The sequence below is a fragment of the Streptomyces sp. NPDC104096 genome (genome assembly GCF_055584385.1).
Genome location: NZ_JBVJMD010000109.1, coordinates 1 through 12,234 on the forward strand (window position 1 = coordinate 1; position 12,234 = coordinate 12,234).

Consider the following 12,234-nt stretch of genomic DNA (forward strand, 5'->3'; position numbering starts at 1 on the left):
GCTATCAGAGATCCCGTTGCGTCGTACGGTTCAACCACCAATACCCCCAACCCACTTGACGTGGGCAGGTTCCACTCTAACTCCGCGGCATTGGCATGAGAGCCGTGTTGGTTCCGTCCTGCCGCACTCGACCAGCCCCACACCCTGGCCAAGTGGGTCACGATGCTCATCGTCACCCGTGAGGGTGACCGGCGGTGACACCTCCCGCCGCACCGCCGTGCGCTCGTCGCACTCGTCTATCTGCGCCGCCACGGCACTTTGCCCGTATTGCCGCGGCCGGGACATCCGTCGGCACGCCCACGCCTATGTCACCACGGTCACCGGTCTGCTTGCCGAGCAGGCGCCAGGCTGCTGAAGACGCCGCGCGCGCACCACCCGGACTTCGTCCTCCTGGACGGCACGCTTGCGGAGTGCGACCGCGTCAGCCATGGCGGGGCCGACTGCTCCTCGACACACAAGCGGCACGGAGTGAAGGTCCAGGTCGTCACCGACCCGGCTGGCAGGATCCTGTGGCTGTCGCCGGCGCTGACGGGCCGGACCCACGATCTGACGGCCGCCCGCACCCACAAGGCGCCCCCGGATCTGCGCGCGCCAGGGCGTCTCGATCCTCGCTGATATGGCCTGCACCGGTGCGGGCGACTGGGGCACCACCGTCAAGCGCATCCCGCTTGCTGGCTGGACATCACACGTCGGCGACAGGACAGTTGTGTGCCGGTCCGACGCCGTCCTCGACGGGATCAGCGGCGGGACAGGCGCGGGAAGATCTGAGTGGCCGCGCTGAGCAGGGCGAGCGTGCCGCCGAGGGCGAAGGCTGCCGGAGCGCCGTAGCCGTCGACGACCACACCGCCGATGAGTGATCCTGCGGCGAGTGCGATCTGGCACACACTGACCAGGAGCGCCATGCCACTCTCGGGAGCGTCGGGGGTCGCGTGCAGGATCCATGTCTGCAGTGCCAGGGGCACCGCACCGAAGGCCGCACCCCAGAGGATGACGAGCACGACGACTGCGGGTGCGGCGCCTGTCAGGGTGTTGAGCAGGACGACCGTGGCGGCGACCAGGACGGCCGCGGTGATGTAGACCGCGCGCAAGCTGCGGCCGATGACCGCGCCAGCGGCGAAGTTGCCGGCCAGTCCTGCCACGCCGTACCCGAGGAGAACCAGCGTCACCGCGGATGAGCCGAAATGTTCCCGGTCTTCCAGGTAGGGGGTGATGTAGGTGTAGGCGGCGAAGTGCCCGAGGAAGATCAGAGCGGTGGCCAGCAGGGCGATGCGGGCAGCGGGATTGCGCAGGGACGACGTGAGCGTGGCCATGCGTATGGCTCCGGCGGGCGGCAGCGAGGGGAGTCGCAGTGCCAGAGCCGCAAGGGCGAGCAGGGCAGCGCCTGCGGCAACAATGAACGCGGTTCGCCATCCGGCGAGATGTCCGACGAGTGCGCCGAGCGGCAGGCTGACCACGGTGCCGGCGGAGATGCCGGCGGTGATCAGTGAGGTGGCGCGGTGAACTGCTTCGGCGGGCACCAGTCGGGCGGCGACGCCGGCACCCATCGCCCAGAATCCGCCGACGGCGATGCCGAGCAGGATTCTGGCTACTGCCATCACCGGCATGTCGGGGGCCAGTGCTGCCACGATGTTGGAGGTCGTGAAGGACACCGCGAGCGCGATCAGGACCTTGCGCCGGTCGAGCTTTCCCGAGGCGATGGTGAGCAGAGGCGCTGTGACGGCTGCCGTCAGGCCGGGTACGACGACGACCAGGCCCACGGTGCCGACGGAGACGTGAAGGCTGGATCCGATGACGGGCAGGAGCCCGATCGGCAGGAACTCCGAGAGCACCAGCACGAAGGACATCAAGGCGACCGAGGCGACGGCCGGCCAGTTGCTCTGCGGCGAGGGTGCGGCGTGCCCTGCTGCCCGTAGCGGTTCCGGCCGACCGACGACCGATGCCGTGCTGGAGTGATCACTCATGCTTCTTCTCTCCTGGAGAGATCAGGGACCGTGCGTGGCCCGTGCCGCGTTGTTGCGCGGCGGCTGTGCCGCAGCTGTGGGACGTGAGCGGCAGGGGTCACAGCGGCGTGACCATGAGAACGAGGCGCGCTCGGGCCGGTGACCCGGACCACAGTGGCGCCGGTGACCTGCTGCGCCGTTCGGGCAGCGCCTGCCCAGTACGACAGGGTCACGGGGCAGGCGAGTCCTGTCTTCCCGCAGGCGGGGGCTCTCGGCCCCCGCTGCGGAACGGAGGATTACTCAGATCTGATTCAGTCCACCGTCGACGTAGAGCTCGGTGCCGGTGACGAAGCTGCTCTGATCGGATGCGAGGAAGAGAGCAGCAGCGGCTGCTTCGGCGGGCTCGCCCATGCGGCCGAGGGGAACCTGCTGCGCGAAGAAGGCGTGGAGGGACTTGGCCTCTTCCTCGTTCGGCGCGAGGCCGGTGATTCCCGGGGTCTTGATCGGTCCGGGCACCAGGGTGTTGACACGGATGCCACGGCCGCGCAGCTCGTTGGCCCAGGTGCGCGAGAAGGAGCGGACGGCGGCCTTCGACGCGGCGTAGACGCCGAACGCCTCTCCGCCGGTGGTGGCGGCGGTGGAACCGGTCAGGATTACCGAGGCGCCGTCATTGAGGAGCGGCAGTGCCTTCTGCACGGTGAAGAGCGTCCCGCGGACGTTGATGTTGAACGTGTCGTCGAAGTGCTGCTCCGTCACCTCCTCCAGGGTTGCGAATTCCCCGCCGCCCGCGTTCGCGAAGAGCACGTCGATGCGGCGGCCCTGCTCGGCGATGACCGAGAAGAGCCGGTCGAGGTCGGCCGGGCTGGCTATGTCTCCGCGGACGGCGGTGACGTTCTGGCCGATCTCGGCAGCGGCCGCGTCCAGCGCATCCTGGCGCCGGCCGGTGATGACCACGTGGGCGCCTTCAGCCGCGAACCGCCGCGCCGCGGCCAGTCCGATGCCGCTGTTCGCCCCGGTGACCACGGCCACTTTGCCTGCGAGTACTTCCGTCATGACGTGCCACTCCTCGATGGTTCTTGACTGCTTCGTCCATAACGTTAGCCGTTATGGACGAAGCAGTCAAAAAAGCGTAGGATCACCTACATGGCACGACCTCGGAAATTCGACGAGCAGCAGGTACTGGCGACCGCACGGGAGCAGTTCTGGGCGGGCGGGTACGCCGCCACGCGCATGGACGACATCGCCGCGGCGACAGGCCTCGGCAAAGGCAGCCTGTACGGCGCGTTCGGCGGCAAGCAGGACCTCTTCCACCGCGTGTTCGACGACTACTGCAACGCGGTCGTCGACGCCACAGCCCAGCAGCTGCGCGGCGATGACGAGAACGCCTACACGCGGCTGTCCGCCCACGTGCACGCGGTCGCCGCAGCCGCCGCCGCGGACACCGCCCAGCGCGGATGCCTGCTGGCCAAAGGCACCGCCGAGCTCGCCGAACACGACAAGACCGTGGCCAAGCGTGCGCACACGGCCATCGAAGCGCTGCACGCGTTGCTGGAGGACGACATCGCCGCCTGCCAGCGCAACGGCGACCTCGACGCGAACGCGGACCCCGGACGGCTGGCCGCACTGGTGCTCGCCGTACTGCGCGGCATCGAGGCATTGGGCAAGGCCGGAGCCGACGAGGAGACGCTGACGGACATCGCTCGCACCGCCCTCGCCGTACTGCCACGCCTCGCGAACTGACGGACCCGTCGGACCACGTCGTCAGGGTTACGGGAGGGCAAGAGGGGTCTCGCTGAGCGTTCTCGGCGTTGCCTCTCCAGGATGAGGACGGCTTTGGCGATGAGGGTCATGCGGTTGGGGCCGGTGGTGACCCAGGGCCTGCGCAGGTGTAGGCGCGGTTCCGCTCTTGGGAGAACCTGAGTCACCTGGTGCAGACGTCCTCGCAGCCGACGGCAGACCCGGGGGCGCCTGCTGCTACGCCCCGCCAAATGGGGCGGGCGTGGGTTACGGCGTGTGGCTCGCTTTGGGCGGGCCGGAATTCGGACTGCCGGCTGCGATGAGGGCGTCCGCCAGTGGCTTCAGGCCGATCGGGGCAGCCTGTCGGCTGCGACCTCCTCTCGGATCTCACGGCCCAGCGAAAGGGCCGACGGGGTCACCGGCGGGTGACCGGGGTCCGGGCACCTCAACGGCTTGATTGGGGAGGCCGATTGGGGAGGCCATCGAGGTGTTCGAGAATCTCAAACGTCTCATCGCCGGTGCGCGAGAGCAGGGATTCCCTGTCTTCTTCGCTCCCGTGTCGTACATCGAGAACGACTACGCGTCCTGGAAGCATATTTCTGGTGTGCATCACGAGATGTTCGACAATCGTCCTTTCGTAGAGGGGAGTTGGCAGTGTGCAGCCACACCGAAGGCGCCACGCTGTCGGCCTGGACGGGGGATCTGGCCGAGTCCCCCTGGCGCTACTCCTCTGTCGTCGCCGGGCCACAGTTCCTGGCCAGGGCCTCTCGGATCCTGTCGTCCCGGCTCTTGGCGGACTGGTCGGATGTGGCCCATGCGATGTAGGCGTCGGGTCTGACCAGAACCGTTTTTCCTGTCGGACCGGCTGAAGTGGCGAATTCCACCTCACTGCCCCAGTCGTCGGCAATTGAAGTAGAAAGCGGCTCGCCTGCCGGCGTGACCAGCACGAATCGGCGCCCACGAAGAACTTCGTAGAGGCGCCGCCCGCCGGTCAGGGGGATGTCCGGGGCCCGTTTACCGGTGAGCGGATGAGTGCCGACCGCCGCAGGATACGCAATGTCGATCCCGGCCATGGCTCGCGCCAGTCGCTTGGCGATCGGCGGGAAGCGAAGGACAGTGCGGGCAGCGAAGTCCCGCAGGCCACACAGGGATTGAGGGGTGGTCAGCACTCCACGCAGAAGCGCGCCGCTCCTGCGGATCACCCTGCGCCCCACCGGGTGCCTCTCGGTCTGGTATGTGTCAAGCAGAGCATCCGGAGCCCGGCTGCGAAGGACCGCAGCGAGTTTCCAGCCGAGGTTGGCCGAATCCTGAATACTGGTGTTCATTCCCATGCCACCCGCCGGCGAGTGCACATGGGCGGCGTCCCCTACGAGGAAAACCCTGCCGTCCCGGTAGCGCGGACACTGCCGTTCGTCGCTGTGGAAGCGCGAGATCCAGCGCGGGTCGTGCATGCCGAAGTCTCGGCCGAGCGCCCGGCGGGCGATCGCTTTGATCTCATCGAGATCGACCTCTGCGCTGTCGGGCATCTGGTGGCGGCGGTTCCAGGCCATGACGCGGAACCATCCATCTCCGAAGGGGACAATGATGGCAAAGGCGTCCCCCACCGCACCCACAGTGGGGGGCTTCCGCGGAGGTTCAGCGAGCCGCACGTCAGCGAGCATCATCGACCGCACGGCCGCGCGGCCGGGAAACGGCAGGCCGAGCGATCGCCGCACCGTGCTGTTGCGCCCATCGGCACCCACGACATAGGCCGCACGCAGAGTGTCGTCGGTGCCGTCGGGATTCCGCACCTGCGCCTGGACGCCATCGGTACTCTGCCGGACACCTGTGACTTCGCAGCCTTCACGGAGTTCGACGCCATGGGCGCGGGCGCGGGCGCGAAGCACTCGCTCGGTATTGTATTGCGGCGTCACCAAAACATGAGGGTAGCGAGTCGGCAACCGCGACAGATCGATCTGCAAAAACTGGAGAACGGGATTTCGCAGACCTGTCGCGATCAGATCATCCGCGACCCCGCGGGCATCCAGCTGCTCCAGCGTCCGCGCATTGACAGAAAACGCGCGCGTAAGGTCTGAGTTCCGTACGCGCCGCTCGACGACGGTACAGCTGACCCCGGACTCCGCCAGGTCGCCAGCCAGCAGCAGCCCCGCCGGCCCAGCACCCACAATCACTACCTGTGTGTCGAAATCCATGCGCCTTCCTCCAGGTAGTCACCCATCGCGGGCAGCATGCAGGTCCGGGCAGCCCAAGACCTCCGCCGACCGACCAGGGCGCCAAAGCCCCGACGCACCTGACCCAGCGCCCCACTACGCCAGACTCTGATAAGCCGAATCGACTCTGATTTCACCGTACCGTCGACCTATAGCTGCCGCGCGACACACCACACACATACACAGCCGCGTCGCGCGGGCGATCGCGTCTCGTGAAGTGGTGTATCCGGGTAGGGGTGCGGAATGCGCGGGTGTCTGCCGGGGGGGGGTGTATCCGTCAGAGGTGCATGCTTTCTGAACAAGGGCAGACCATCGCGCAAGTCTTCCTGGTGAACGGGCAGTTCGACCGGAGAAGGGTGCGATGGCCTTGTCCCAGTCTGAGCTGATGCGGCTGCTGGAGTCACTACGTCGGGCGGAGGTAGTTGAAGCGATCAGGGTGGTGTGCGAGCGATTCTGCAGGAGCTGATCGAGGCCGAGGCCACCGAGATGATCGGTGTCGCCCCGGGTGAGCACTCCGACAGGGGCACGACCTGGCGCAACGGACACCGCGAACGCCTGCTGACCACGCAGGCCGGCGACCTGGAGCTGAAGGTTCCGAAGACGCGGACCGGGTCGTTCTTTCCCCGCTGCCGGAACGCAGGCGGCGGATCGACCGGGCACTGTTCGCGATGGTGATGGAAGCCTACGTGCACGGAGTCTCGACCCGTTCGGTCGACGACCTGGTCAAAGCATTCGGCGCGGACAGCGGGATCTCCAAGTCGGAGGTCTCCCGTATCTGCGGTGAGCTGGACGCCGAGCTGACCGCGTTCAAGGAACGGCCGCTGGACCACACCGTCTTGCCCAGCGTCTTCCTGGATGCCACCTAATGCAAGGCGAGGGTGAACCACCGGATTGTCTCCCGGGCCGTGGTCATCGCCACCGGGATCTCCGCGACCGGGCATCGCGAGATCCTCGGGCTGATGGTGGGTGACAGTGAGGCGAAGCCGTTCCGGACGACGTTCCTGCGCTCGCTGCGGGCCAGTGGCCTGGAGAACGGCCAACTGGTCATCTCCGGCAGTCACAGCGGGCTGGTGGCTGCGATCCGCACCGTCTTTCTCGGCTCGGCCTGGCAAAGGTGCCGGGTTCACTTCGTCCGGGACGTCTTCTCGGTGATCGAGAGGGGACCCGGGGAGATGACGGCGGCCACCATTCGCACCGTCTTCGCGCAGACCACCGGCGAGGAGGTTCGCATCCAAACGTGGCCGCCGACATGCTCGGCGGACAGTTCCCGCAGGTCAAGAAGATGCTGCTGGACGCTGCCGTGGACATCACCGCGTTCGCGGACTTCCCGGCGGCGCACTGGAAAAAGACCTGGTCGACCAATCCGCTGGAACGGCTGGACCGGGAGGTCAAACGGCGGGCCGATGTCGTCCAGGTCTTCCCCAACCCCGCTGCCCTGGACCGGCTCGCCGCCGCGGTCCTGGCCGAACTCCACGACGCATGGCGGACCTTCGACCGCCGCTACTTCTAGGAAGCCTCCATGGCCGAGCTCTTCATCACCGAGCCGGCCGAACCCGAACCGCAGATCACCCCACAACCGGAACCGAAACAGCTGCCGTGACTGCACCACCTCGCGGGACATGACCGCGCGGGCGGGGCCCAGACCCCAGACCATGAAGAAACTGCTTCTAGACCGTCAGACAGCCCGCCCCGGGAAGGCCGGCATCAGTGCCGTCACCGGGCCGAGCTGTCGTGGCGTAGCCACGCCTTTGACTCAACTGCGGGCGAATTCGAGGAGGTCCCTGTTGAAGGTCTCGGCGAATTTCGGGACCATCGCCAGGCCGTGAGGGGCACCTGGGTACACCTTGTAGATCGCGTCCTTGACGATCTTGGAGGACTTTTCACCAGCCGCCACGATGGGCACGATCTGATCGTCGTCGCCGTGCACGATCAGCGTGGGCACGTCGACCTTCTTGAGGTCCTCGGTGGTATCCGTCTCCGAGAATGCCTTGATGCAGTCGTAGGCACCCTTGATGCCCACTGTCATGCTCCAGAGCCAGAACTCGTCACGGATTCCTTGGGTGACCGTCGATCCGTCGCGATTTGCGCCGTAGAACGGGGCACTCAGATCCTTGTAGAACTGTGAGCGGTCTGTTTCCACACCCGCACGGATCTCATCGAAGACCTCGATGGGCAGGCCCTCGGGATTGGCCTCCGTCTTGAGCATCAGTGGGGGGATCGCGCCGAGCAGGACCAGTTTGGCGACCCGGTCCGTGCCGTGCCTTCCGATGTAGCGGGTGACCTCACCGCCGCCGGTGGAGTGGCCGACCAGGATGACATCGTGGAGGTCCTCAGCCTCGATGACAGCGGCCAGGTCATCGGCGTACGTGTCGAGATTGTTGCCGCCCCAGGCCTGGCCGGATCGTCCGCCGCCACGCCGGTCGTGAGCGATCGCACGGAAGCCGTTGTCCGCCATGAGCTTCATCTGGGGGTCCCAGGCGTCCGCAGTCAGCGGCCAGCCATGGGAGAAGACAACAGGCTGGCCGGACCCCCAGTCCTTGTAGAAGATCTGTGTGCCGTCCTTGGCGGTTGCGAAGGGCATGTCAGAGTCCTCTCGAGATGGTCCAGAACTCGTCGAGATCAGTGCCGTGGCCACACAACACCTCGTCGGACTCTAACCGAGTGGCAGCACGGCCGCGCGTCGAAATGCACCGGCCCGCGTGGTCCCGCGGACGGGATTTCCGGGTTTGAACTTGGAGGGTGTCGCCCTGCCGAAGCCGGCCGTACCGTGCGAGACAGCCTCCTTCAGGTATCGGCGAACGCGCACCGGTGAAACGGGGAATCCACGGGCAGCACGGCCTTCCGATGACCGTCTGACGCGGGACGGCCAAGGGAGTGAAGTGGCAGGAGAACTCCTATCCCGCCCCCGCGGTCTCAGACGGGCCTACGAGATGTACGGGCCGTTCATCGCACTGCGGATCCGCCGCCTGCCCGCCGTACCGCCGTCACTCCGAAACCACTCCGCACTGCCCCCGCAGCTCGTTCGCCACCGCGGAGGAGACAGGGAGGAAAACCGAGGTACAGCAGTTGACCGATGCGCGACGCTCGGCAATAGGGCAAGCTGGAACGGTGGTCGGAACGACCGGTCAACGTCTCCATGCCGCAAGGTCAGTACGTCGATCGCCGATACTGCCCGATCGAAAGAACCGTCACCGTAGCCGAATTCACGGAAGCGCGTACTGCTATCCATAATTGCAACACCCGTCGTTGTTGTCGCACGAGGAGCGCCAGATGGAAATCAATAAGACTGACACGGCGGTTGTGTTCATTGACCCACAGAACGACGTGCTGAGCGAGTACGGGGCCAACTGGGATGCGGTGGGTGCGAGCGTCACGGAGAACAGGACCGTTGAGAATATGGAGAGAATATTCGAGACGGCGAAGGCAGGCGGATACGGGGTTTTCATATCGCCTCATTACTTTTACCCGACGGATAGTGGATGGCGGATGAACGGTCCTCTTGAGACGAGCGAGCTCGAGACCCACACGTTCGCAAGGGCCGGCCAGCTGGATCTGACTGGCTTCCGAGACTCTGGGGCCGACTGGCTGGACCGGTTCAAGCCTTATATTGAAGACGGCAGAACGGTGGTCGCCAGCCCCCACAAGGTGTTCGGTCCAGAAACCAACGACTTGGTGCTGCAACTGCGCAAACGTGGCATGCAAGGGATTATTCTCGGCGGCATGCTGGCAAACATGTGTGTCGAGTCCCATATGCGTCACCTCATAGAGGAAGGATTTGAGGTCGCACTGGTCAGCGATGCGACAGCAGGCCCCCGACACCCGGTCTGGGGCGATGGCTATCAAGCGGCGATCATCAACTATCGATTCTTCGCCCATGCGGTGCTGTCGACTGACGAGGTAATCGAAAGAATGCGGTAGAACTGCCCCCTCGGCACAGCGGGCCTGCCCATGAAGGTGACTGCCGAGCACGTTCGCTATGGAAGCGGCTCACCTCGCTTTTCACGTCACGACCTTCACGGACGCGACAGCGGCCTTCGGCGGGCGCCCTGCATACGACGCCATGACCCTGCGGTATCCGGTCATATCGCATGAGACTCTCAGCGTCGAGGAATTCCTTGCAGTCAAGGCTGCGGGCGCCTAAATCCACAGCATAGGTCCGCAGACAGCGGCAGCTTCCAAACTGCACCGCTTCCGCCGTATGCGAAGCGCGGGGAGTAGCGAAAGCAGCAGCCAGAGGTGAACTGGCCTTCCGGCGTCTGCGGGGCGGGGATCGCTACATTTTGTACAAATCTCCCCTGACGGCGACGGTCCTACGGTGAGACCCGCTGACGGATACGCGTCAGCCCACCCCGAACGTTAGGGCCGTGACCGGACATGACTTCCACCCGCGCCTTCTGGCTCGCCGGCCGCCAGGCCAGCAGCGAGACCACACTGGCTGTGACCTCGCCCTGGACCGGCCAACTGGTCGGCAAAGTCAGCGTGCCGACCGACGATCAGGTCGAGGAGGCGGTAGCCGCTGCATACGCCGCTCGCGAGGAGTTCGCAGCAACCCCCGCCTACCTGCGTGCCGCAGCTCTCGACCACGTGAGCAAGCGACTCGTGGAGCGCACCGAGGAGATCGCACAGCTCATCTCCGCGGAAAACGGCAAACCGATCAAGTGGGCCCGCGGCGAGGTACGTCGCTCGGTGTCCGTGTTCCGGTTCGCCGCCGAGGAAGCCCGCCGCTTCAACAGCGGTGAGGCTCAGCGACTGGACACGGACGCGGCCGGCCAGGGCCGTCTGGCCCTCACCCGCCGCTTCCCGAAGGGGGTTGTGCTGGGCATCACGCCCTTCAACTTCCCGCTCAATCAGTGCGCCCACAAGGTCGCCCCGGCCATCGCGGCGGGCGCCCCGATCATCCTGAAGCCGGCGCCGAACACTCCCCTGTCCGCCCTGATCCTCGGGGACCTGCTCGCCGAGACCGAACTGCCAGAAGGTGCGTGGAGCATTGTGCCGGTCGCCAACGACCGGATGCCTGCGCTGGTACAGGACGAGCGCTTGCCCGTCATCTCGTTCACCGGCTCCGAGCAGGTCGGTTATGCGATCATGGATTCGGTCCCCAGGAAACACTGCACGCTGGAACTCGGCGGGAACGGTGCGGCCGTCGTACTGGGCGATTTCGCCAGTGACGAAGACCTCGACTATGCCGCCGACCGGATCGCCACCTTCTCCAACTACCAGGGCGGACAGTCCTGCATCTCCGTGCAGCGCGTCATAGCCGACGCCGCGGTGTACGACCGGCTGCTTCCGCGCATCGTCGCGGCAGTCGAGTCACAGGTCACCGGGGACCCCTCGGACGACAGGACCGATGTGGGCCCGCTCGTCAGCGAGGACGCCGCGTGCCGCGTCGAGTCGTGGGTCGACGAAGCCGTCGTCTCCGGTGCCACGCTCTACACCGGTGGCAAGCGCGATGGCGCCTCGTATGCGCCTACGGTTCTCGCGGATGTTCCGGCTGACACCACATTGGCCTGCGAGGAGGTCTTCGGACCAGTTCTCACGGTGCTCAAGGTCTCCAGCGAGGCCGAGGCCTTCGCGGCAGTGAACGACTCCAAGTACGGCCTGCAGACCGGAGTGTTCACGCGCGACCTGCAGGCGGCATTCCGGGCTCATCGGGCTCTGGAGGTCGGCGGCGTCGTAGTCGGCGATGTTCCCTCCTACCGGGCCGACCAGATGCCCTACGGCGGCGTCAAGCAGTCCGGTGTCGGCCGCGAAGGAGTGAAGTTCGCCATGGATGACTACACCTACGAACGCGTGCTGGTCCTCACCGATCTCACCCTGTGACAACCCACCAATTCGGCTTCAGGGAATGATCCGTGTGGTTTGCCTCGTGCGAGTCAGGGCAAGCCACACGCCGGAAGGCACGTCGACAGAGGGTCTGCCGCACGATCGGGTGACATCTTGACCTGCCCCACGGTTGAGGCTTGATGAGGTCCGGACGACAGGTTGATGTGCCCCGGCTTGCGTGGAGTCGAGTTGCTGGGCTCTAGTGCTGCATCAAGCAACGTTCGCCCTGTGATGATGTGTCGGCTGCTGCGCGGGCGGCGGCGGGCGGTCAGAATGATCACGTGGCTGAGCGCGTGCGGGTCGGGGAGATTGATGACGACGAAGGCAGGCGGTCGCTGCGGATCATTTGCAGGGGCACCGGGTCGGTGGTGACCTGGCGACGGGCCCAGATGGTGCTGCTGTCCGCGCAGGGCATGCCCGTGGCGAAGATCGCCGAGGTGACGTTCACCAGCGCGGACCGGGTCCGGGACGTGATCCACGACTTCAACGCCGACGGCTTCGACTCGCTCCATCCGAAGTACAAG

8 protein-coding genes and 2 pseudogenes are annotated in these 12,234 nt (G+C 66.0%); 6 read left to right on the top strand and 4 right to left on the bottom strand.

All coding sequences use genetic code 11. The annotated features are described in order from the left end of the window. Window positions 1-162: 162 nt before the first annotated feature. A pseudogene (locus ACZ60B_RS41720) lies at window positions 163-676 on the top strand (transposase family protein); the annotation flags it as partial. Window positions 677-737: 61 nt separating this feature from the next. On the opposite strand, the gene ACZ60B_RS41725 reads toward ACZ60B_RS41720, so the two are convergent. Together ACZ60B_RS41725 and ACZ60B_RS41730 are read right to left on the bottom strand one after the other, a co-directional pair. Further along, window positions 738-1,961: an MFS transporter gene (locus ACZ60B_RS41725; RefSeq protein ID WP_469396998.1), complete on the bottom strand. Its 1,224-nt coding sequence runs from the start codon at window positions 1,959-1,961 to the stop codon at window positions 738-740. Between the two features lie 279 nt (window positions 1,962-2,240). After that, window positions 2,241-2,993: an SDR family oxidoreductase gene (locus tag ACZ60B_RS41730; RefSeq protein ID WP_469397000.1), complete on the bottom strand. Its 753-nt coding sequence runs from the start codon at window positions 2,991-2,993 to the stop codon at window positions 2,241-2,243. 90 nt (window positions 2,994-3,083) lie between these two features. Between ACZ60B_RS41730 and ACZ60B_RS41735 the strand changes: the two genes are divergently transcribed. Continuing rightward, a complete protein-coding gene (locus tag ACZ60B_RS41735; protein WP_469397002.1) occupies window positions 3,084-3,680 on the top strand; it encodes a TetR/AcrR family transcriptional regulator in 597 nt (198 codons plus the stop codon). Between the two features lie 719 nt (window positions 3,681-4,399). Here ACZ60B_RS41735 and ACZ60B_RS41740 read toward each other — a convergent pair. Beyond that, a complete protein-coding gene (locus ACZ60B_RS41740) occupies window positions 4,400-5,869 on the bottom strand; it encodes an FAD-dependent oxidoreductase (protein ID WP_469397005.1) in 1,470 nt (489 codons plus the stop codon). Window positions 5,870-6,248: 379 nt separating this feature from the next. Here ACZ60B_RS41740 and ACZ60B_RS41745 point away from each other — a divergent pair. After that, window positions 6,249-7,487, top strand: a pseudogene (locus tag ACZ60B_RS41745) (IS256 family transposase). A 153-nt stretch (window positions 7,488-7,640) separates the two neighbouring features. Here the strand turns inward: ACZ60B_RS41745 and ACZ60B_RS41750 are convergent. Continuing rightward, window positions 7,641-8,468 (bottom strand): alpha/beta fold hydrolase, encoded by an 828-nt coding sequence (locus tag ACZ60B_RS41750; protein ID WP_469397008.1) that lies wholly within the window; start codon window positions 8,466-8,468, stop codon window positions 7,641-7,643. A 689-nt stretch (window positions 8,469-9,157) separates the two neighbouring features. Between ACZ60B_RS41750 and ACZ60B_RS41755 the strand changes: the two genes are divergently transcribed. The 3 genes from ACZ60B_RS41755 to ACZ60B_RS41765 form a co-directional block, all read left to right on the top strand. Then, window positions 9,158-9,805 (top strand): cysteine hydrolase family protein, encoded by a 648-nt coding sequence (locus ACZ60B_RS41755; protein ID WP_469397010.1) that lies wholly within the window; start codon window positions 9,158-9,160, stop codon window positions 9,803-9,805. A 456-nt stretch (window positions 9,806-10,261) separates the two neighbouring features. Beyond that, window positions 10,262-11,707 carry an aldehyde dehydrogenase family protein gene (locus tag ACZ60B_RS41760; protein WP_469397012.1) on the top strand — a complete coding sequence of 482 codons (1,446 nt, stop codon included), beginning with the start codon at window positions 10,262-10,264 and terminating at the stop codon, window positions 11,705-11,707. 284 nt (window positions 11,708-11,991) lie between these two features. After that, window positions 11,992-12,234, top strand: a 243-nt coding sequence (locus ACZ60B_RS41765) for a helix-turn-helix domain-containing protein (protein WP_469397017.1), incomplete at its 3' end; no start/stop codon positions are given.

Excerpts from the sequence above, each read along its gene's own strand:
- ACZ60B_RS41725 (WP_469396998.1), bottom strand. The coding sequence starts at position 1,961 with ATGAGTGATCACTCCAGCACGGCATCGGTCGTCGGTCGGCCGGAACCG.
- ACZ60B_RS41730 (WP_469397000.1), bottom strand. The coding sequence starts at position 2,993 with ATGACGGAAGTACTCGCAGGCAAAGTGGCCGTGGTCACCGGGGCGAAC.
- ACZ60B_RS41735 (WP_469397002.1), top strand. The coding sequence starts at position 3,084 with ATGGCACGACCTCGGAAATTCGACGAGCAGCAGGTACTGGCGACCGCA.
- ACZ60B_RS41740 (WP_469397005.1), bottom strand. The coding sequence starts at position 5,869 with ATGGATTTCGACACACAGGTAGTGATTGTGGGTGCTGGGCCGGCGGGG.
- ACZ60B_RS41750 (WP_469397008.1), bottom strand. The coding sequence starts at position 8,468 with ATGCCCTTCGCAACCGCCAAGGACGGCACACAGATCTTCTACAAGGAC.
- ACZ60B_RS41755 (WP_469397010.1), top strand. The coding sequence starts at position 9,158 with ATGGAAATCAATAAGACTGACACGGCGGTTGTGTTCATTGACCCACAG.
- ACZ60B_RS41760 (WP_469397012.1), top strand. The coding sequence starts at position 10,262 with ATGACTTCCACCCGCGCCTTCTGGCTCGCCGGCCGCCAGGCCAGCAGC.